The organism is Thalassospira sp. CA1, from assembly GCF_059052855.1.
The window spans coordinates 151,480-171,968 of sequence record NZ_JBZCIA010000002.1 but is presented as its reverse complement, the minus strand read 5'-3'; the positions used below and the strand labels follow the sequence as shown (position 1 = coordinate 171,968).

Sequence of the window (20,489 nt, the reverse complement as noted above, 5' to 3'; positions counted from 1 at the left end):
TTCTGAAACGACTTGCGGCGGACAATGTCCGCCGCTTTCTTTTTTGTATGATCTTTTTCAATCAGGTCACGCAGTGATCAGTTCCCGGACCGATCCACTTCCTTGATCAGACTATCGCCCCAGGTTTTGATAAGTCCGCGCTGTTTCTTGCGCAATTCACTGACACGACGCTGGGCTGCCAGGTTCAGAACATTGGCAACAATTGGCGGCATGGCGAGGTATAGAAGCCAACCAAGGCCCGCTGCCCCATACATGATCGACAGCGCCAGTGGTTGGAAAACGGCCTGCGTTGCCCCGCCGACCGTTTGCGATGGCTGCATCCAGACTTCCAGAATATAGGGCGCGACCCCTGAAAAGTTCAGACCGAAGACACACCGCGCCATCGTCCTGCCCGCACTGCGATCAAAGATAAAGGCCACAAGGGATGGCAACAGCCCGACCGTCAACGTGATAAATGTGGGGAGTGCCACCATGAACAGCAGCACGGCGGATGCAATAACCGACAAGCCGGAAAATGCGCTGCGACCGCCTTTTTTTGTGCCTGCTCGTTTACCCTTTGCCATGGCGATCCCTTAAAAGATATGCATCAAGAACAGCGCGGACACTGTCAGTAGTGCGATCATGGTAGACGCGAAAGCAGCCGCCTGTTGCCCGACCTTTTCGGCCAGTTCCATACGGGCCGGCCCCGACGATTCAAGATCAAACACTTCGCTTTCCGCTTCGGAATATTCCGCGACGGCTTCGACAAACTCTGACTGATCCTTGCGACGTTCCTGTTCGTCATTGATCAGGTTATACAGTTCGACAAGATTGCCGCGTTTGGCCAGTTTGGGAATCTCGGTCTCGACCCGTTCACGACGTGCCTTGCTATGGAACACCTTGATCGCCGGTTCCATCAAACGCGCCACCCAATGCGACAGGTTCTGCAAATTGTCCGGCCCATGACGCCATTGCACAATCGCCAGCATGCTGATGATTGCGCGGCTATATTCGACCTCGTCTGACGGGTTTTGCATCGCCAACAACTGCCCCTCGACATCGTCCTCAAGGCGAGCGGCAATGAAGGCGGCGATATGACGATCCACCGGCCAGCTTTCTTCTGATGCGGTTTCGGCTGCCTTTTCAAGGGCTGGCAGCAGATCTGCGATCTCGACGACATATTCCTCTTCGACCAGCGGGCTCAGGCAATGCTGGTTGCGCACGGTCGCATAGAGGCAGCGCTCATACCCGTAACCGGCACTTTGCTGCTGAATGTAATAGCGCAGGTTCTTGTATAGCTGCTGCTGCCTCTGGACCTCGGGGCTGTATCCCATCTGACGGCCAAACCAGAAAGATGGAATATCGCGCACGATCACGTCGGCAAAACGTTGGGGCCCCTTCCCATGTTGGACATCATAGGACAGCATGAAACCAAGCCCGTCGACCATCGACGAAAAGCCCTTGAACCGGATCGGGCCAGCCGGATCAAGAATCAGGATGGACCGCGCAACCAACACGTCCTCTGCCGACCGTTTATCCGTCCCGGCCCACTGCAGTTGTCGCATGGCATCCGATAGCGCCTTGGCGCGATCATTATCGCCAAGGCCACGTCGCAACCAGACTTCGACCGTGCTGTCACGCAACGGGCCAAGCGCGGTCACCCAGTTCTTGGCGATCCCCTGCGCCAGTGAACGCACGGTATAATAATCCCGACCAGCCAGGTTTTGAGACCGCGCTGCCCGCTTTTCTGTATTGGCCTGAACCGGCTTGGTCCGTCTTCCGTCCAGCCATGCGTTCAACTCGGCCAAGCCCCAGCGTTCTTCGGGGTCATCACACAACAGGCCACGAACAGGTTCAATCAGAACAAGCGGCAGCTTTTCGTGTGATGCGATCGCCTGAAACGACCCTTTGGCCAGTTTAAGTTCGATAATTTCCTGGTCATTCAGCTTTTTGAGTGGCTGGCGACCGATGCCAAGCTCGGCCAAAGTCATGCCAAGCGCATAGAAATCGTCGGTCGCATTGCCTGAACCACGACCGGCAGGATCAGCGCTCATACGTGCCGTGGTCTCATAAACCGCTGGCTGATCATAGCCGGGCGGACCACTGGCGCAATCGCCAAGCACGACCTTTTCACGCATGGGATCGGCAAAGAACAGGTTATCGGCGCGAATATTGCGGTGTGCCAGCCCCTTCTCGCTGAATGCCTGCATGGCATTCATCAACGGCTCGACCACAACCGTGGCGATATCATGCTCATCGATGGCGAGTTTCTTGTGTTCGCGCGCAACGACCTTTCCGCCTGCGGGCTTTTCATAGAAAAGCACCATGGTCTTGCGACCAATTGGCGGCCAGTAGGCGGTTTCATAATCGATAAGGTCAATCTGACCGGCCATATGCATACCGGCCAGGAAGGTCAGATGGTCATGGCGGGTCGGAAGAACCGGATCAGTTACCAGCGCAAAGGCGCTACCCTCTTCGCGGCGGAGATTGTCAGCCGAATAGGCCTTGCAATGGCCCATATCGAATTCGGGCATCCGCAAATCCAGAAAGACGCGAAAATTGCCGATCTCGACACTTTTGCCGCCTGCATTGATTGCAACACCATCAAGTTCTGGGGATTCTTCGGGTTCCTCAGGCGCAGGTGCAGGTGCACCGCCGCCCGGTGCATCCATCACCGGCCCTGTCGCAGCACCATTCGAAACGTCCTGTTCCTGATCTTCTGCTTGCTCTGCCATGGTCCCGATATTTCTTTACAGGTTATCATTCCCTGAGTGACGCACTTACTTGGGCCAAAAGTCTTCCTGACCTAACCCTCAGAACGCTATCCTCAAAAGGTTGATAAAACGATACTTGTGATCCCCCCTGTCGGCAAGCTGTTATCCCTCAGGCGCAGTCACGGATGAACAGTAAGACCCGCAACTGCAAACAAAAAAGCCACCAGTCATAAACTGGTGGCTTTCGAAGTTCGTAAATTCAGGCAATCAGGCGCTGAACGGATCGTGCACCAGAATGGTGTCATCGCGCTCCGGGCTGGTTGACAGAAGCGCAACCGGTGCTTCAATCAGCTCTTCGATGCGGCGAACATATTTGATCGCGGTTGCCGGAAGATCGGCCCAGCTACGCGCGCCCATGGTCGTTTCCGACCAGCCGTCGATGGTTTCGTAAACCGGCTTGGCTTTTGCCTGCAGACGCTGGTTGGCCGGCAGATGGTCATAGATTTTGCCATCAATGTCATAACCGGTGCAGATCTTGATTTCATCAAAGCCATCAAGAACATCCAGCTTGGTAAGCGCAATACCGGTGATGCCGTTGACCTTGACCGACTGACGGACAAGGGCAGCATCAAACCAGCCACAGCGGCGCTTACGGCCGGTGACAACACCGAACTCGTGACCGCGCTGACCAAGACGTTCGCCGTCTTCATCAAACAGCTCGGACGGGAACGGACCTTCACCAACACGGGTGGTGTATGCCTTGGTGATACCCAGAACATAACCAACACCCGACGGGCCCATACCGGAACCGGCAGCAGCCTGACCGGAAACAGTGTTCGACGAGGTCACAAACGGATACGTGCCGTGATCAACGTCAAGCATAGTGCCCTGTGCGCCTTCGAACAGGATGCGTTTACCCGCTTCCTTGAACTGATTAAGCGACTTCCAGACAGTGTCGGAGAACGGCAGGATTTTCGGCGCGATTTCCTTAAGCTGCGCTAGCAGCTCCGCACCGTCGACTTCCGGCTGGCCCAAGCCACGCAGAAGTGCATTATGATGCGTCAGAAGGTTTTCGACCTTGGCTTCAAGCAAATCAGTGTCTGCCAGATCACCTACGCGGATTGCACGGCGACCAACGCGGTCTTCATATGCCGGGCCGATGCCACGACCGGTGGTGCCGATCTTGTTGTCACCCGAAGCCGCCGCTTCGCGCGCACGGTCAAGATTGCCATGCAGTGGCAGGATCAGGCAGGCATTTTCAGCCAGACGCAGGTTTTCCGGGGTGATATCCACGCCCTGCTCTTTCAGGCGGCCGATTTCGGCAAGCAGCGCCCACGGATCAACAACGACGCCGTTACCGATCACCGAAAGTTTGTTTTCACGGACAATACCAGACGGCAGCAGGCTCAGCTTATAGGTGGTTCCGTCGATCACCAAAGTATGACCGGCGTTGTGACCACCCTGGAAACGCACAACAACGTCTGCCCGTTCGGACAGCCAGTCGACGATCTTGCCTTTACCTTCGTCCCCCCACTGGGAACCGATCACGGCAACATTGGTCATCGCAAAACTCCTTGCGCGATAAAAAGTTCGTTCGATTAGGCGTTCAGCGGCACAACCTGACCGCCGATATAAATATGATTGCAGCCCATGCCTTGCGCTTCGATGCGTGCGGCGGCTTCGGTTTTGGCCTCGGCCGCACCTTCAAGCGCGGCAACCGTGTAATGGCCTTCTGCACGCAATTTGCGCGCTTCACGCTGTGGCGTACCAAGCGGCAGATAAACACGATCAACCGGCTCGGCATCTGGAAGACCACGCAAAATGCTGTCCATATAAAGCGACATACCCGTTGCGGCTTCGCCCGAGGCACCACCGGCACGATAACGGCCACCACGTCCGATTTCACCGCGGACGTTGCGCGCAAACAGTGTGAAGCTGACGCCGGTCTGATAGCGGAAACCGGCCATTTCGACCGGATCAATGGTCAGGGCAGCATCAAGGCCGGACGCCAGAACGCGTTCAGCAACATCGATCAGGCGATAAAGTTCCTCGGATGCACCAAGCGGCAGTTCGAGTTTTTTGAGTTTCGGCAAAGCTGACTGTGCCGGGCCAGCGGCCTCAAGCAAGGCCACCAGAACACCGGTAACTTTGCCATCGGCAGCACGAAGGGCCGCGACATCACGACGTTCAAGCGCCTCGGTCAATACTTCACGGTCATCGCGTGACACACCAAAGGCATCAAAAAGACGAACCGGGAGTGTTGGCAAATTAAGGTCAACCGAAACATCCGGCAAACCGATGCTTTCCAAAGCTTCGAGCGCAAGCAGAACAATCTCGGTATCAGCAGCAGCACTCGACACACCGATCAATTCGGCACCGACCTGTGCAAACTGGCGTTCCGGGCGCAGATGCGATCCCTTGATCCGCAGGACATCGCCGGAATAGGAAAGACGCAGAGGACGGGGCGCATCAACCAGACGGGTCGCTGCAATGCGTCCGACCTGGGGTGTCATATCGGAACGAACGCCCATCATGCGGCGGGACTCAGGATCCATCAAACGGAACGTCTGGGTCGACAGTTCAGGTGCAGCACCTTCAAGCAGGCTTTCTTCGAACTCGACCAGTGGGGTTTTCACGCGGTCATAGCCTGCATGTGCCAGACTGGCCATCAGCTTTTCACGGATTTCAGCTTCCCGTGCAGCGGTTCCTGGCAGGACATCCTGCAGGCCGGCGGGCAAAAGAGCTTTCCTGGCAAGTTCGGTCATTTTGTGTGCTTTCCCGGACGAGGCGCGCAGATTTAAATTGATAACATCCCGAGCAACGCTCAGGGCTCACTATCCGGTAGCGGTTACTACCGCGTTGTGCCGGACAGAGCAACGGGGAAAAACCCTGTAACGCAAATAATACGTACGAATTATTTCCTAGTTGGCCGCAAATTCGGCTTTCACCACCGCATATGCCCAATCCAACCAAGGCAGCAAAGCCTTGATATCGCTGGGCTCAACGGTTGCACCGCCCCAAATACGCAGTCCCGGAGGTGCATCACGATACCCGTTGATATCAAGTGCGACATTTTCCGCTTCAAGAAGCTGCGAAATCTTTTTCGGCAGCAAAGCCTGCTGATCGGCAGACAGACCAAGCGCCCAGGGATCGACAATCTTGATGCACATCGAGGTGTTTGAGCCGGTTGCCGGATCCTCGGCAAGGTCGGCAGCCCAGTCGCTGCTGGCAAGCCACGCATCAAGATGCGCCCGGCTTGCGCGGGTACGCTTCAAAAGCCCTTCAAGGCCACCAATCTCTTCGGCCCATTTCAAGGTGTCAATGGCATCTTCGACCACCAACATCGATGGCGTGTTGATGGTTTCGCCGCGGAAAATGCCGTCAATCAGTTTGCCACCCTTGGTCATGCGGAAGATTTTCGGCATTGGCCATGATGGCGTGTAGCTTTCAAGGCGTTCAACAGCACGCGGGCTCAGGATGATGATCCCGTGACCACCCTCGCCGCCCAGAACCTTCTGCCAGCTATAGGTCACGACATCGAGCTTGTCCCACGGCAGTTCCATGGCAAAGATGGCCGAGGTCGCATCGCAAATGGTCAAACCCTTGCGGTCGTCGGCAATCCAGTCGCCATTGGGCACGCGAACACCGGCCGTCGTGCCGTTCCAGGTAAAGACAACATCGCGATCAAAATCAACCGATGCCAGATCCGGCAGTTTGCCATAATCGGCTTCAAGGGTGCGTACATCATCAAGCTTGAGCTGCTTGATCACATCGGTGACCCAGGTCGCCCCGAAGCTTTCCCACGCCAGCATATCTACGCCACGCGCGCCAAGCATCGACCACAGCGCCATTTCGACGGCACCGGTATCGGATGCCGGAACCACACCCAACAGATAATCATCTGGCAGGTTCAGGATCGCGCGCGAACGGTCAATCACCTCTTCAAGGCGCTGCTTGCCCAACTTGGATCGATGTGAACGGCCAAGGATCTCCGTCTGCAATGCGTCTGCGGACCAACCCGGGCGTTTTTTGCACGGACCCGACGAAAAATTCGGGCTAGTCGGACGAGTGGTCGGCTTTGCAAGTACGGCAGTCTGGGCCATCTGTAAGTTCCTGAGAAAGAAGGATAACCAATGCAGGTTGGTTCAGAATATTCAAGCGACCCGATCCTATTGCCCCAAAGGCAAAAGTCAAACGCCTTCCACACAGACATGACAGCCATTTTTGCATGGCTGAAACGAACCGGCGCCAACATTCATTCTTTGGTTTATGCCCCTTAGAACGGGATATCGTAATACCAAGGCGCAAACAGGCTGAACGCAATCCAAAGAATGATGATCAGCGGTGTCCCTGCCTTCAGGAAGTCGATAAACCGATAGTGGCCCGGCCCCATGACAAGAAGGTTGGTTTGATACCCGACTGGCGACGCAAACGAGCAGTTGGCCGCCATCACCACCGCAATTGCGAACACATGTGGCTCCACGCCAAGTTGCTGCGCCATGCCAATTCCGATGGGCGTAAACAGAACCGCGCACGCGTTGTTGGACAGAACGTTGGTAAAGCCCGCTACAATCAGGAAGAACAGTGACAGAATAACCGGTGCGGGTGCGCCGCGGGTTGCGGCCAACAACTGATCGGCAACGAATTCTGCGCCGCCGGTCAATTGCAACGCATTACCAAGGGCAAGTGCAGCGGCAACAAGCAAAACAATCTTGCGATCAATCGCACGCGATGCCTGACGCAAATTAAGCGCGCCGGATGCAATCATCAATCCGGCACCAATAAAGCTTGAAACCATGATCGGCACGACACCGGTCGCAGCAAGCGCAATCACGCCCAGGAATATGGCCGCAGCCCGGCGCGCGTGGAATGGACGGGGCAAGGTTCTGGTCGACCATTCCAGCAACACAACGTCGCGGATGGTGCGAAGGGCCTCGACATCCTCTGATCGTCCTTGCACCAGCAAAACATCCCCGGCCTCAAGCCGGATCTCGGTCATCTGGCTTCGGATCATGCGCGAACGACGCTGGATACCAAGCACAAGGCACTTGTACTGATACCGGAACCCGATCTGCTCAAGGTTGAAACCAATAAGGCGCGACCCCGGCGGCAACATGACTTCGGCCAATAACTGCGTGGATTTCTGCGGGGTTTCGTCGCCGTCAGCACCAACGGCAGCGGCATCTGAATGCAATAATCCCGGGTCCTTTTGCAGGGCCTCGGTCAGTGCCTTGCGGGTGGCGGCAACCACCAGAACGTCGCCCGCCTGAATTTCCATATCGTCTTCAAACGGCGGCAGTTCAGCATGTTCGCGCCGCACTATCATCTGAACGGTGATATTGGGCAGGTTCTTGAAGAACCCGGCCACCGGCTTTGTGCCGATCATGTTTGCCGCTGGTCCAACCGTGATCTGTGCAATGAACTGCTTGCCGCTGCTATCGGGATTAGCAAGCTTGCTGCGCATCGATGCCAGCGCCGGAAGCAGGCGCGGCGCAATCAACAGGACATAGACGAAGCCGGTCAGGGCAAGCACGCTGCCAATCGTTGTGAATTCAAAGAATTCAAGCCCCGGCATGCCGAGTTCGATCAGGGAACTTGATACCAGAAGGTTGGTCGATGAACCGATCAGGGTCGTCATACCGCCAAGGATCGCCGCATAGGAAAGCGGGATCATCAATGCCGATGGGGAACGTTCAATACGCTCGGCAAGTGCCTGAATAATCGGGATAAAGATAACAACAACCGGCGTATTGTTCAGGAAGGCCGACAATACCATCACCACGAACAACCCGACGAAAATCGCAATCGAGGCATTCTTTCCGCCATGTTCGGTAATCAGACCGGCGATATAACTGACCCCCCCGGTCAGAACCATTCCCTGCCCGACAACCAGCAAGGACAACACCGTCAGCAAGGCCGGGTTGGCAAAGCCCGACATGACCGTGGCAGGCCCCATCAGGTTTTCACCATCCGCATCAAGCAGCGGGAAAAAATCAAAGAAAAGCAAAAGCGTTGCGATAAGGGCAATACTGGTCAGTTCGAGCGAGATGCGCTCCAACCCATACAGAACAAGCGATCCGGCAACGAGTGCTAGGACCACCCACATCTGCATCGGCGTTGCAGAACTGGCAACAACACTTTCGAGCACGATAAACTTTCCCCTGTAAAGCCTGCATTCTTGCGGTTATCGCGCACCTTTGCACCGGCGAGATTTGTCCACAATCGTTTCATTTTGCCTTTTACTTAGACGAAAGCCCTATAGCGCGGTCAATAAAAAAACAAAGCAAATCAGTTCGAATGCGGATTCGTCGGTAGAATACCCCAGACAGAATGCAGGCCCCTTGAACAAGCAAAGGCGGGCAAATACCAGATTGCCCGCCCTTTTGAATTCATTGCCCGACACCGCCAGGCCAATCAAGCCGGAACCGTGATTTCCCCTTTGAGATACTGCACGGCTTCACCCTTGAGATGCACACGATCACCGTCGATTGTGCAGGCAACCACGCCACCGCGCGCGGACGCCTGATATCCGACAACATCGACCTGCCCCAGTTTTTCTGCCCAATAAGGCCCAACGACACAGTGCATATAGCCGGTTACCGGATCTTCATTGATGCCTAGTGCTGGCAGGAAATAACGTGAAATAATATCAAGTCCGGTTTTATCGCCGGGTGCCGTAACAATCACACCGCGCCCCGCCAATTTGCCCAACGCCGACATATCCGGGCGCATATTTCGCACAATGGCAGCGTCATCATAGACAATCACAATATCCGTATCGCGGCTTACCACGCCATATGTCTCGGCAGGCTTAACTCCACCAAGTGCGACAAGCACCTCCTCGGAAACAGTTTCACGCTTGATCGGTTGTTTCGGAAAGTTCAGGACAATCGCATCACCTTCGCGCCGGGCGGTCAAAACGCCGCTTTGGCTTTGCAACTTGATCAGATCGCCCTCAAAACCAAGCTGATTGAAAATCACAAATGCACTTGCAAGCGTCGCGTGGCCACACAGCGGCACCTCGACGGTCGGCGTGAACCAACGAATATGAAAATCGGCCTCGTCTCCCGCATTTGGCACGAAAAAGGCCGTTTCCGAGAGATTGTTTTCCATCGCGATTTTTTGCAGCACGTCATCAGGCAACCAATCCGATAACGGCACGACCGCCGCCGGATTACCGGCAAACAAAACATCGGTGAAGGCATCGATCTGATAGATCGGCAGGGGTTGAGTCGTCATTGTCTTATCCTGAACTCGGCATATGTTTGATGTACAAGTCGATACATCGTCTGCGTTATCGATGATTTGGTTTCGCCTTTACAAGACCGTTTGAATGGCCTGCTTGACGATCACAAGATCTTCGTCGCGGGTCCGCCAATTGCTGAATGCCGCGCGGAAGCCAAAACGACCGCCATAAACCGTTGGTGTCAGGAAAACCTTGCCGGCTTCATTGATACGCTGGAGCAAGGCCCGATTCTCGTCATCGGTTCCACGCGATGCGAACATTGTCACATTGAGTTTGGGCTCACACAGTAGTTCGAGCTTCTCATGGGTTCGAATCCACGCAGCCAGGTTTGCCGCCTGATCACAGTTTGCCCGGATGATGGATGCAATTCCGTCGCGACCATAAGCCGTCATCGCCATCCAAAGCGGCAACGCGCGGAAGCGTCTGGAGTTTTCGACCCCACGATTGATATAGCTATTCCCGTCCGCCTTGGTATCGAGATACGGCGCGAAGGCGCGGCAGCATGTCTCCAGCACCGAAATATGACGGGTTAGGAAAATTCCGCAATCATACGGGACATTGAGCCACTTATGCCCATCAGATGTGATGGAGTCCGCGCGCGTTATTCCCTTGGTAAGGTGGGCGCGACGATCATCCAGGGCAGCGAAAAAGCCAAACGCGGCATCGACATGAAGCCATGCACCAAAGTCCCTGCACAAATCGGCAATCGCATCAAGGTTATCGAAATCTGTTGCGTTCACGGTTCCGGCCGACGCAATAACGATCTTGGCGCGTGCATCACTGGCCACAAGCTTGGCCTTGAGGTCTGCAATATCGGTTTCTTCCGATCCTGGTTTGGTTGCAACCTTGGTAAAGCTGTTACGACCAATGCCGGCAATCGACAAATCCTTGATCATGCTGGCGTGCGGACTCGCGGCAAAAATCTCAAGATCTGGCAAAACGCTTGCACCATCGGCGTCGACATCCACACCAATCTGTTCACCACACCATTGCCGGGCCGCAACCAGACCCAAAAGGTTTGATACCGTTGCACCGGTCGTCAAAACACCATCAAACGTATCTGACGGCACACCACCCAGTTCACACAACCAGTTGATGACCTGTTCTTCAACCGCGGCATTGACCGATCCTTCCGGTCCGGTGGCGTTCTGATCAATTGCACTGACAAGCCAGTCGCCAACAAGGGCGGCCGGCGTCGTGCCTCCGGTAACAAATCCAAGATAACGAGGACCAATTGATGCGGCGAGCAGCGGCAGAATTTCTTCCTTCGCTGCCCGCAACGCATCAAGCGCACCGCGTCCCTGCCCCGGCATGGGGCGCGAGGGGTCAAAGGCAGAGAAATCGCGGCAGGTTACATCCATGTTATCCGCACCCTGAATAAAGCTGTGTGCGACATCACCTGTTTCCACAAGAATGCGGCCAAGTTTTTCAAGGTCATCAAACATGAGATGACGTTCATCAACAGTGGGGCTGTCGTCTGAACGATTTGAAATGCTGTTCATTTGTTCTCTCCTGAAAGGATGCGCGCAAAGTCGGCGCGATCAATGTTCGCCCCGGTCAACACAACGGCGACCTTTTTGCCGATATTGCTTTCGCGCTGTGCAATCGCAGCCGCCAGCGGCACGGCACCTGCCCCCTCGGCAATGGTGTGACACGAACTGAAATAAAGGCGCATGGCATCCGTGATCTGTTCATCATCGACAGCAACAATGTCCGCAGCACCGCTTTTAATGATTTCAAACGCGCCCGGATCGGGGCTACGACAGGCAACCCCGTCGGCGAATGTATTGGCCGTTGGTGTCTGGATGATTTCACCGGCCATGAATGACTGACGTATGGCATCCGCACCCGTTGCAACCACACCAATAATTTCGGTCTTAAGGCCCAGCGCATCACGCACCGTGATCAGCGAACAAATCCCGGATCCCATGCCAACCGGCACATAGATACGATCCAGACCGGAAATAGCGTCAAAAAGCTCCAACCCATAGGATGCGACACCACGCACAAGTTCCCGATGGAACGGCGGGACCATTACCAGGTCTTCCTTGGTGGCAAGTGCCTTGGCGTATTCGGCTGCCTCCTGGAAGTCATGACCATGTTCAATCACCTCTGCCCCCCAGGCTCGCATGGCGGCGTTCTTTTCAACGGAATTGCCATGCGGGACAATAATGGTCGCAGGCATACCAAAACGGCTGGCCGCATGGGCAAGGCTCTGACCATGGTTGCCACGTGTCGCCGAGATAATCCCGCGGTTCACATCAACCGACTTTCCGAGATAACGACAAAAGGTCAGCCCACCCCGGATTTTGAACGCACCCAGTCTGGTATGGTTTTCGTGTTTGACATACAGGGACAATCCGGTCGCACGATCAAGCAGCGGCCACTGAATTGTCGGCGTTGATGCAACATATTGATGCACAAAATCCGCAGCCTCGCGCAACTCACCCGTATTAAACATTGTATTGTATCCCTGATAGATCAAAATCGTGACAATTTGCGTTTACAGCAGATTCCCGCCGAACGGAGGCACAATGGGAGCAAAGTGCCTCCGTCAAACGCGGCGGTGGCGAGCCGCGCCGGGGGAAACCTTACAGGAACGGCTTTGACAGTTCCTGTTCGATATCTGATCGGGTCAACCCGACGTCCTTAAGCATATGATCATCAAGCCTTTGCAAAGCGTGACGATCGCGCGAATGCGCCTGCAGACGGGCAAGATATTCAGCCGCAGAGATCATCACACCAATGATCGCGGCACGCCAGGTCACAGGCTGCTTGGCCTGTTTAGAGGTGCTTACTGTGCGCTCAGTGACATTGATGCCAGGAAGCTGGATTGTATCGTTACAATTTACCATTTCCATCTCCTTTCGGTGAATTGTCTCGATATTGTTTTGTCATTGACATTATTATTGTGTCAATTTAAACATTGTCACCATGACAATATGGTTCCCGAAACTTGATGAGGCTGGTGGTCCTGTTTATCGACAGATCGCGCAAGCCATCCGCAAAGCAGTCAAAGACGGCTCTCTGAAACCCGGAGACCGACTGCCCACCCATCGCGACCTTGCCTATCAACTTGGCGTCACGGTCGGCACAATTACCCGCTCCTACCGCGAGGCGGAAAGATTGGGGCTGGTGGCTGGTGAAGTTGGCCGCGGAACCTATGTGCTCGACAATATCCAGTCGGAACTTGATATGGCGGCCACCGCACCGATTCCGATGGCCTTTACCAACAACCTCACCCAGCTGGCGCGATCTACCGGTTCTGCGCCATCGACGAATTCCCAGTCAAACGAGACCGAAGATACCGGACCGATCAATTTCAGGATGAACTGCCCTCTCCCGCCAAGGGAAGGCCGCATTCGCGAAACCCTGATTGAGGTTGCGACTACCATGTCGACAGACGATATGGTGTCGTACAAATCGGAATATGGCGTTGCCCATCAGCGTGAAGCATTGGCTTTTTCCGCCGGAAGACTGGGTCTGGATGACAATCCGGAACGCGTTTTACCAACGGCTGGCGTTCAACATGGCATGACAGTCTCGCTGCTGGCGACAGTGCGCCCCGGCGATCTTGTCCTGTGCGAGGAACTCACCTATCCCAACCTGCGCAGCCTTGCCAATTTGTTGCAGTTCCGTCTGCGCGGTGTGGCCATGGACGATGACGGTATCATGCCTGACGCACTAGAAAACATGTGCCGCACACAAAGCCCGCGTGCGATTTATCTGATGCCGACGCTGCACAACCCGCTGTGTAGCACCATGAGCCAGAAACGCCGCATCGAAATTGCCGAAATCCTGCGTAAATATGATCTGACATTGATCGAAGACGGCATTTACCACTTCCTTGATCCCGATGCCCCACCCCCGCTTTCTTGCTTTGCACCGGAACGCAGCATTTATCTTGATGGCGTATCAAAAAGCATCGGTGGTGGTTTGCGTGTCGGTTATATCCATGCACCGGGCGAAATGATCGGCAAACTTGCCAGTGCAATCCGGTCCACCTGCTGGATGGTTTCAACCATCAACCTTGAACTTGTCACACGCATGATCATGGATGGCAGCCTTGCCCAGTTCGAGGCATGGCATCGCGAAGAAGCGGCCAAACGTCTGGCGATCGTCCTTGGCACGCTCAAGGGTTATGATATCCGTTTCCACCCGACCAACTATCACATCTGGCTGGAACTTCCCGAACATATCGACACCAGTGAACTGGTGATGGATGCGGCCAACAATGGTGTTCTTCTGACCGCGGCACAGCAATTCGCCGTTGGTCACGTGCCAAGGGGTATGCGCCTATGCTTCGGCGCAGAACGATCGCCCGAAAGATTGCGCCGCGGCGTGCAAATCGTCGACCGACTGCTTCAGAGCAGTGATTTTGGCAATTCTGTCGTCATGTAACGCACGTTTTTCTTGTGCGTGATGGCCGTGGAATTTTGAGGCGAAGTCACGGTTCTTACTGGCATTTCAATTATTTCCGCACGCAACGCTTGACCGCGTGATTGCGTTGCTTCCAAGATATGCTGCAGGAGCTTCTTGCCCCTACTTGATACCTTGATCTTGGGCAGCAGAAAGTCAGCAGATGCCAGTTTCCCGCCTTGACGCAGATGATTGCGGTTTCCCGCATTTCCGTATTCGCAGCCCACACAAAGACCAACAGCCGAAAATATTCGATTTTTCATCGCATTACCGCGCGGCAGAGGCTCTTAAATTCGGACTTTCGATGTCCGAACCCGGTTTCAACATTTTTGTTCTTGGCCTTGATCGCGCTGGCCGCATGACAGCGACCCTTGATTACCTCAACAAGGCCATGGAAGAACGCGACGCCCCCGATGATTGGGTCTATCTGAACAATTTTTCGCGCACCAATCGCCCGCGCCCATATGCCCTTCCGGCTGGTCAGGGCCAAAAACTTTTGGCGGCGATGGAAACGCTGATCACGCATCTGCGCGAAGCTTTTGCCTCGGCCTTCAACGCCCCGGCTCACCTGACCGAAACCCAGACCCAGACTGAAGAAGCGCGTGCTCAGCTTCGCGAAAAGTTCGATGCGCTGCGTGAATATGCTCGTGAACGCGGTCTGGATGTGCAGGAAAACGAAAAGGGCGTGATGATTGTCGCGCTGAACGAGGAAGGCGAACCGGTTTCACTCGATGAGATCCCCAAGGATCGCCGCAATGAGGCCGAAGACGCGTTTGAGGAAGTCGCCGAAGAAGCCCGCAAAACGCTGCTTTCCACCCGCGACCTTGAAGAACAGATCGCCGACACCCTTGATAGTTTGCGTCGCGGGGCCGCAAAGGTTGTTCTGAAACCGCGCATCAAGAAACTGCGCGACAAATTCACAAGCCCCGGCCTTAAGGCATGGTTCGACGCGCTCGAAAAAGACATTCTCGACAATATCGACGCGTTCGAGGAAGCCAGCGACCAACCCGCCATCGAAAGCGGGGATGGCAAGATCCCCGAAACCGTCGATGATCGCTATGCCGTCAACCTGCTGATCGATCATTCGCGCGATAATCACCCCGATGTCGTGCTTGAACCGAGTCCAAGCTACGACAACCTGTTTGGGCAAATTCAGTACCGCCCGATTGGGGGTGGCATGCACCCACATTTCAGCCTGATCAAGCCGGGCGCCCTTCATCGCGCCAATGGCGGCGTACTTGTGTTGCGTGCGGAAAGCCTTCTGGAACACGAAGAATGCTGGGGCTTTTTGAAAGCAGCCCTTCGTGACCGTGAAATCCGTATTGAAGAAACCCATAAGGGCGGCCCTCCGACCGCAGGCGCACCGGAACCGCGCCCGATCCCGCTTGATCTCAAGGTGGTTATCGTCGGCGCACCGAAGTTTTATTACACCTTCTTCTCGCTGGATGTAGATTTCCGAAATCACTTCCGGGTCAAGGCAGATATTGATGCCGATATGCCAGCAGCAGGTCGCAACATTTCGATCTATACCGGGCTTCTGCGGGCGTCCGCCCTGTCACGCTCCGGCATCCCGGTTGATAATGGTGCGATCCGACAATTGCTTGGTCAGGCGGCGCGTTGGGCAGGCGAACGTGACAAGCTGACAGCCCAGATTGAACGGGTCGAAGATGTCGCGATCGAGGCCGGCGCACTTAGCAAGGCCGAAGGTCGCGAAACCATCCGTGCCGCAGATGTCCGACGCGCGATCGAGGAACGCCGCCATCGCAATTCACGCCTTGAAGACCGATCCCACGAACGGGTCCAAAGGCGCGAAATCCTGATCGACAGCTTTGGCAGCGTGGTTGGTCAGGTCAACGCACTGACGGTTCTCGATTATGGTGATCATGCCTTTGGCCTCCCAGCGCGCGTGTCGGCACGGTCCTATGTCGGTAGCCTCGGCGTTTTAAACATCGAACGCATGGTCGATATGTCCGGCCCATTGCAGCAAAAGTCTGTGATGATCATCGAAGGCTTCCTGAAATCACGCTTTGCGCAGGACTTCCCGCTTTCCTTTGCCTGTAACGTTACGTTCGAACAGAACTATGGCGGGATCGAAGGTGATTCGGCTTCGATGGCGGAACTTTGCGCCATCATTTCCGCTGTTTCCAACATCCCGATGCGCCAGAATGTTGGCATCACGGGGTCGATGAACCAGTTTGGTCAGGCACAGCCGGTTGGTGGTATTTCGCACAAGATCGAAGGTTTCTATCGCATATGCGCTGATCAGGGTTTTACCGGTGATCAGGGCGTGATTATTCCCTCGGCCAATGCGGAAAACGTTGTCCTGCGCGAAGAGGTCGTTCAGGCCATTCGCCAGGGCAAGTTCAACATCTGGACGGTGGAACACATCAATGATGCGATTGAGCTTCTGACCGGGATGGCAACAGGTGACCGGACGGATGGTCAATATGCGCCAGACACAGTCTATGGCAAAGCCATGGAACGCCTGCGCAACAATGATCAGATTTTGCGCGAACGCCATGCATATGGTCCGCGCACGGAGATGTAGGAATGGCAAAACCACCCCACGCACATCCAAACCCTGCGACACAGTTGTCGCAGGCGATTGGCTTTGCCGGAATGCGGGGTGGTTTTTCTTTTTCGGGCACCTTCGCTGCGGCACTGATGGCCGCCATGATCATTAATATCGGTGCAGTGGCACAAACGCTTGCGCCTGAAACGGGACAAACCGGGATCGATATCATCCCGACGGATTTGCCTGCCCGCGCGTCAAGTGTGCGATCAGGCAATCAGCCTCTAAGCCTCCTACCCGGAACAATTCCAACTGAAACCCGGCTTGAGGAAGAAATCGAAATCCCCTCTTTGGCAGATCAGTATCAACGGACGATCAATGGAAAGCCATTAGTCCGTTCGGTCCAACCCGTCCGTCAAAGGACACCATCCCCCACGGAAACTCGGATTACCCCGGCGGCTTCACCAATTTCGGCTGCGAACCAGACCACACAGCCCGCTGTGACCGTGCAACGCACGACGGCATCTGATCTTGTTGAAACAGCAACGCCTGTGTCGGCAGTCAGCGGTGGTGGTTTCCGGATCCAGCTTGGTGCCTTTAGCGACACATTTACCGCTGAAACCTATTGGGCAAGCTTTAGCATCCGCTATCCGGAATTGGCTAAATCGCACGACAAAAAAATCGTATCCGCCGATCTCGGCAGTCAGGGCATTTATCACCGGCTGCAGCTTGCCGGATTTGAAGACTCCGAGTCTGCACAAAAACAATGCCGCCAGCTGAAAGCTGACGGCACGGATTGTTTTGCAACTGCGCGCTAGACAAAGGGTCAGTCAGCAGGTGCAAGCAGGACAATTTTGTCAACGATCAGGGTTGTTGCCTCGGTACAGGTTGTCATCAGTGCCAGATGGCCCGTGATGCGCACCTTGTCGCCCGGGCGCAATCTGCTTGCCTTGTTGGCGAGTGCATATAGGGTCCCGTCTTCGGCACGGAACGTAACGCATTCCTGCCCCTGATCGGTGATTTCACCACCAACCGTAAAGTTTTCTTTTTGCAGGAACGAACACCCTGCCAACGCCAGAGCCACACCCGCAACAGCGATTTTTCGCGCCAATCCGGCCCCAAAAAGGTACTTCATCCGTCGTGCTCCTTTGCGTGATCGACAGTGCTTCGTCACAAATACGCATCATGTGCGTTAATGTTCTTGTAACGCCATGAAAGATAGAATGGTTCCACCCCTTTTAAGGGTTTCGGTATCCAATGTCATTGAGAACAAGACGTCCAATGGAAAAGTCGCAGATAGATTTGTTGATAGAGCTTGCTGCTGATTTTCAGCATCAGACGGCAATCAACAATCGCGCGACCGAAGAAACAGACGAAAGCGAACAACGTAGTGCGCTTTCGACATTGGTTGATCTTGCCCGTGACATGCAAACCCGCCTTGATCAGCAGCAAAACCGGATCAGACAGCTCGAACTCATGGTCGAAACCGATGAGTTGACCGGGCTTTATAACCGTCGCGGCTTTATGAAGCGCACCCGGGAGGCAATCTCGCGCGCGTCACGGACCGACGAACGCGGCATTCTGGTCATTGCCGATCTTGATGGTTTCAAACAAATCAATGACATGCACGGGCATGCTGCGGGGGACGCCGTCCTTCGACACTTTGGCCAGAACCTGCGCACGCACACCCGATCTGATGATTTTGTCGCCCGCTTTGGCGGCGACGAATTTGCCATCCTGATGACCGGCAGCGATCCTGCCGCCGCGGCAAAACGGATTGTACAGCTTCAGAATGCGACGGAGCGATTCCCGCTGATATGGCAGGGCAAGGCACTGTCGATCAGGGCAAGCTTCGGGCACGCATCCTTTGGCGCAAAATGCGATATCGCCGATTTGATCCGCGAAGCAGATGAAGCCATGTACGATCAGAAGCACAGCCGCCGCGAGGCAAACGAGCCCCGTAAAGCCGACCATAACGCCGCCTGATATCCGGTAAGACAGGACAGGCTGTAGGCTTCCCCTAACCTTCCTCGTCGATTATATACTCTGCCGCGCGCAGACCGGTCATGAACGCCCCATGGGTTGTACCGGCATAGTCAAAGATCGTGTGTTCACCAGCCAAGATCAGTCGATCTGAAATCGGCTCTCCGAGATCGTCAAAATCAGATTTTCGGTTACCCGGACGCGGAAACGCATATGCGCCAAGTGTGAATGGATCGGTGGCCCAGTGGGTTGCCAGAACGTCAATCGGTTCTGTCACGTCATCTTCCCAGACTGTCCGCAGCACATCGAGTGCATCTTCAACCATCTCCGCATCGGTCATACGATCAGCCGTCAGCGCATAATCCCCGACACTTAGCCCCAGCAAGATGTTCTCATCTGAAAACGTGCGGTAGCTCAGCCAATAGTTCCACCGCCCTTTCGGCTCGGTTGTGATGCCGAAATACTGGGTTTCGATATCCCAGAACGGTTCTTCGAACTTCAGTGCGAGTTTGGTCACACTGCCAAAGCCGAGATTTTCGATGGAATCGCGATAGCTGCCAGGAAGTTCGGGCGTAAACCCGATACTGCTGGCTTTCAGAACACCGAGTGGAACCGAACAAATGCAATAGTCGGCTTCGAAAGTTCCCTGATCGGTAGTGATCACCACTCCCTCATCGGCACTGTAATCAATTGCCGAGACCACATGGGAAAGCTTGATATCAAGCCCCTCTTTCAGAGGATTTAAGATCTCGTCATAGCCGGATGTGACGACGACATCCGCACCGTCAAATGCCTCATCCCAGTTAAATAGGGGCGCTGACAATTTTTCGATCGCCCCACCCTTTGAAAATTCGGTAAAGGCAGAAAACGCCCACATGATCCCCGGATCATCAAGATACGCCGGACGATAGTCCTTGATCGCCTGCAAAAGACTGCGCGGGTCATTCACCTCATAGGTGCCGTCGATGTGTTCAAGAACCCCTTCCCAGGCATCGACAATTCTCTCGACCTCATCCTCATCATATTCATAGCCGTTGATGTCAAAGAACACTGCGTTCTCATCGTCGGTGACGGCATATTGGGCGTTAACCGCATCAGCAAGTTGCTTGGTCGGGTTGTCCGACGACGGACCGTGGATCCATCCAGCACCGACTTCAAACGGTGCGCCCATAGACCAGTCTGTCAAAAGGCGACCACCGGTATGGTCCTTTGCCTCAAGCACGGTCACTGTGGCCCCGTGTTTACGCAACAAATTCGCCGCACCGAGCCCAGCAATACCTGCGCCGACCACAGCCACAGAAACATTTTCCAGCGCATGGGCGCTTTTGACGGAAAATTTTGATGCAAAAGCGACAGCCCCGCTTGCCATCAGGACAGACTTCATAAATCGGCGGCGGTTGATGTTTCGGCTTAACACAGAGACCTCACTAAGCTGATGATGCAGTTTCCCGGACAGAAGGTGGAAGGCGCAGAGAACTGTCCAATTCAGAGTTGATAGAACAATAGGAAAAACATCAAGTCTCAATGTCTGCGATGGCATTGAGGCGAAAGTCAGCCTCCCTAAACTTTCGCTTCGAATTGATCGACACTCAGCCCCTTGCGACGTGTGAGAAATCGATCTTTTGAAGCCGGAATG

The 20,489-nt window shown here is 54.8% G+C and carries 17 protein-coding genes; 4 read left to right on the top strand and 13 right to left on the bottom strand.

Annotation, left to right across the window (positions count from 1 at the left end):
• Positions 1 to 77 precede the first annotated feature (77 nt).
• From AC5Q5A_RS04860 to AC5Q5A_RS04815, 10 genes are all read right to left on the bottom strand, one after another.
• Positions 78 to 563: a hypothetical protein gene (locus AC5Q5A_RS04860; RefSeq protein WP_063089899.1), complete on the bottom strand. Its 486-nt coding sequence runs from the start codon at positions 561 to 563 to the stop codon at positions 78 to 80.
• Positions 564 to 572: 9 nt separating this feature from the next.
• Positions 573 to 2,714: a serine/threonine-protein kinase gene (locus AC5Q5A_RS04855; protein ID WP_493894529.1), complete on the bottom strand. Its 2,142-nt coding sequence runs from the start codon at positions 2,712 to 2,714 to the stop codon at positions 573 to 575.
• A 246-nt stretch (positions 2,715 to 2,960) separates the two neighbouring features.
• Entirely contained in the window at positions 2,961 to 4,256 is a 1,296-nt protein-coding gene (locus AC5Q5A_RS04850) for an adenylosuccinate synthase (RefSeq protein ID WP_063089905.1), read from the bottom strand.
• 35 nt (positions 4,257 to 4,291) lie between these two features.
• Entirely contained in the window at positions 4,292 to 5,458 is a 1,167-nt protein-coding gene (locus AC5Q5A_RS04845) for an ATP phosphoribosyltransferase regulatory subunit (protein WP_008890830.1), read from the bottom strand.
• 156 nt (positions 5,459 to 5,614) lie between these two features.
• A complete protein-coding gene (locus AC5Q5A_RS04840) occupies positions 5,615 to 6,796 on the bottom strand; it encodes a phosphoserine transaminase (RefSeq protein WP_493894528.1) in 1,182 nt (393 codons plus the stop codon).
• A 173-nt stretch (positions 6,797 to 6,969) separates the two neighbouring features.
• Positions 6,970 to 8,841 (bottom strand): SLC13 family permease, encoded by a 1,872-nt coding sequence (locus AC5Q5A_RS04835; protein WP_008890832.1) that lies wholly within the window; start codon positions 8,839 to 8,841, stop codon positions 6,970 to 6,972.
• Between the two features lie 266 nt (positions 8,842 to 9,107).
• Positions 9,108 to 9,932: a PhzF family phenazine biosynthesis protein gene (locus tag AC5Q5A_RS04830; protein WP_493894527.1), complete on the bottom strand. Its 825-nt coding sequence runs from the start codon at positions 9,930 to 9,932 to the stop codon at positions 9,108 to 9,110.
• A 78-nt stretch (positions 9,933 to 10,010) separates the two neighbouring features.
• The gene (locus AC5Q5A_RS04825) at positions 10,011 to 11,441 is read right to left on the bottom strand and encodes a pyridoxal phosphate-dependent decarboxylase family protein (RefSeq protein ID WP_493894526.1); all 1,431 of its coding nucleotides are present in this window, start codon (positions 11,439 to 11,441) and stop codon (positions 10,011 to 10,013) included.
• The gene (locus AC5Q5A_RS04820) at positions 11,438 to 12,400 is read right to left on the bottom strand and encodes a threonine dehydratase (RefSeq protein WP_493894525.1); all 963 of its coding nucleotides are present in this window, start codon (positions 12,398 to 12,400) and stop codon (positions 11,438 to 11,440) included. Before AC5Q5A_RS04820 ends, AC5Q5A_RS04825 begins: the two co-directional genes overlap by 4 nt.
• Positions 12,401 to 12,530: 130 nt before the next feature.
• Positions 12,531 to 12,794, bottom strand: coding sequence for a DUF1127 domain-containing protein (locus AC5Q5A_RS04815; protein WP_008890836.1), 264 nt, complete (start codon positions 12,792 to 12,794; stop codon positions 12,531 to 12,533).
• A gap of 79 nt (positions 12,795 to 12,873) precedes the next feature.
• Here AC5Q5A_RS04815 and AC5Q5A_RS04810 point away from each other — a divergent pair, with 79 nt between their 5' ends.
• Entirely contained in the window at positions 12,874 to 14,340 is a 1,467-nt protein-coding gene (locus tag AC5Q5A_RS04810; protein ID WP_493894524.1) for an aminotransferase-like domain-containing protein, read from the top strand.
• Here the strand turns inward: AC5Q5A_RS04810 and AC5Q5A_RS04805 are convergent.
• The gene (locus tag AC5Q5A_RS04805; RefSeq protein WP_493894523.1) at positions 14,304 to 14,621 is read right to left on the bottom strand and encodes a hypothetical protein; all 318 of its coding nucleotides are present in this window, start codon (positions 14,619 to 14,621) and stop codon (positions 14,304 to 14,306) included. The two genes, AC5Q5A_RS04810 and AC5Q5A_RS04805, sit on opposite strands and share 37 nt — an antisense overlap.
• A 41-nt stretch (positions 14,622 to 14,662) precedes the next feature.
• Here AC5Q5A_RS04805 and AC5Q5A_RS04800 point away from each other — a divergent pair, with 41 nt between their 5' ends.
• Both AC5Q5A_RS04800 and AC5Q5A_RS04795 read left to right on the top strand, forming a co-directional pair.
• Positions 14,663 to 16,906, top strand: coding sequence for an AAA family ATPase (locus AC5Q5A_RS04800; protein WP_493894522.1), 2,244 nt, complete (start codon positions 14,663 to 14,665; stop codon positions 16,904 to 16,906).
• A gap of 2 nt (positions 16,907 to 16,908) precedes the next feature.
• The gene (locus AC5Q5A_RS04795) at positions 16,909 to 17,688 is read left to right on the top strand and encodes an SPOR domain-containing protein (RefSeq protein WP_493894521.1); all 780 of its coding nucleotides are present in this window, start codon (positions 16,909 to 16,911) and stop codon (positions 17,686 to 17,688) included.
• Positions 17,689 to 17,696: 8 nt separating this feature from the next.
• On the opposite strand, the gene AC5Q5A_RS04790 is transcribed toward AC5Q5A_RS04795, so the two are convergent.
• Entirely contained in the window at positions 17,697 to 18,005 is a 309-nt protein-coding gene (locus tag AC5Q5A_RS04790; RefSeq protein ID WP_008890840.1) for a DUF5818 domain-containing protein, read from the bottom strand.
• 146 nt (positions 18,006 to 18,151) lie between these two features.
• Here AC5Q5A_RS04790 and AC5Q5A_RS04785 point away from each other — a divergent pair, with 146 nt between their 5' ends.
• The gene (locus AC5Q5A_RS04785; protein ID WP_063089926.1) at positions 18,152 to 18,856 is read left to right on the top strand and encodes a GGDEF domain-containing protein; all 705 of its coding nucleotides are present in this window, start codon (positions 18,152 to 18,154) and stop codon (positions 18,854 to 18,856) included.
• Between the two features lie 34 nt (positions 18,857 to 18,890).
• On the opposite strand, the gene AC5Q5A_RS04780 is transcribed toward AC5Q5A_RS04785, so the two are convergent.
• On the bottom strand, positions 18,891 to 20,222 hold the full coding sequence (locus tag AC5Q5A_RS04780) for a flavin monoamine oxidase family protein (protein ID WP_493894520.1): 1,332 nt from the start codon (positions 20,220 to 20,222) through the stop codon (positions 18,891 to 18,893).
• Positions 20,223 to 20,489 lie beyond the last annotated feature (267 nt).

Bases quoted from the DNA above. Each gene is read 5' to 3' on its own strand.
- AC5Q5A_RS04860 (WP_063089899.1), bottom strand. From the start codon at position 563: ATGGCAAAGGGTAAACGAGCAGGCACAAAAAAAGGCGGTCGCAGCGCA.
- AC5Q5A_RS04855 (WP_493894529.1), bottom strand. From the start codon at position 2,714: ATGGCAGAGCAAGCAGAAGATCAGGAACAGGACGTTTCGAATGGTGCT.
- AC5Q5A_RS04850 (WP_063089905.1), bottom strand. From the start codon at position 4,256: ATGACCAATGTTGCCGTGATCGGTTCCCAGTGGGGGGACGAAGGTAAA.
- AC5Q5A_RS04845 (WP_008890830.1), bottom strand. From the start codon at position 5,458: ATGACCGAACTTGCCAGGAAAGCTCTTTTGCCCGCCGGCCTGCAGGAT.
- AC5Q5A_RS04840 (WP_493894528.1), bottom strand. From the start codon at position 6,796: ATGGCCCAGACTGCCGTACTTGCAAAGCCGACCACTCGTCCGACTAGC.
- AC5Q5A_RS04830 (WP_493894527.1), bottom strand. From the start codon at position 9,932: ATGACGACTCAACCCCTGCCGATCTATCAGATCGATGCCTTCACCGAT.
- AC5Q5A_RS04825 (WP_493894526.1), bottom strand. From the start codon at position 11,441: ATGAACAGCATTTCAAATCGTTCAGACGACAGCCCCACTGTTGATGAA.
- AC5Q5A_RS04820 (WP_493894525.1), bottom strand. From the start codon at position 12,400: ATGTTTAATACGGGTGAGTTGCGCGAGGCTGCGGATTTTGTGCATCAA.
- AC5Q5A_RS04815 (WP_008890836.1), bottom strand. From the start codon at position 12,794: ATGGTAAATTGTAACGATACAATCCAGCTTCCTGGCATCAATGTCACT.
- AC5Q5A_RS04810 (WP_493894524.1), top strand. From the start codon at position 12,874: ATGACAATATGGTTCCCGAAACTTGATGAGGCTGGTGGTCCTGTTTAT.
- AC5Q5A_RS04805 (WP_493894523.1), bottom strand. From the start codon at position 14,621: ATGAAAAATCGAATATTTTCGGCTGTTGGTCTTTGTGTGGGCTGCGAA.
- AC5Q5A_RS04800 (WP_493894522.1), top strand. From the start codon at position 14,663: ATGTCCGAACCCGGTTTCAACATTTTTGTTCTTGGCCTTGATCGCGCT.
- AC5Q5A_RS04795 (WP_493894521.1), top strand. From the start codon at position 16,909: ATGGCAAAACCACCCCACGCACATCCAAACCCTGCGACACAGTTGTCG.
- AC5Q5A_RS04790 (WP_008890840.1), bottom strand. From the start codon at position 18,005: ATGAAGTACCTTTTTGGGGCCGGATTGGCGCGAAAAATCGCTGTTGCG.
- AC5Q5A_RS04785 (WP_063089926.1), top strand. From the start codon at position 18,152: ATGGAAAAGTCGCAGATAGATTTGTTGATAGAGCTTGCTGCTGATTTT.
- AC5Q5A_RS04780 (WP_493894520.1), bottom strand. From the start codon at position 20,222: ATGGCAAGCGGGGCTGTCGCTTTTGCATCAAAATTTTCCGTCAAAAGC.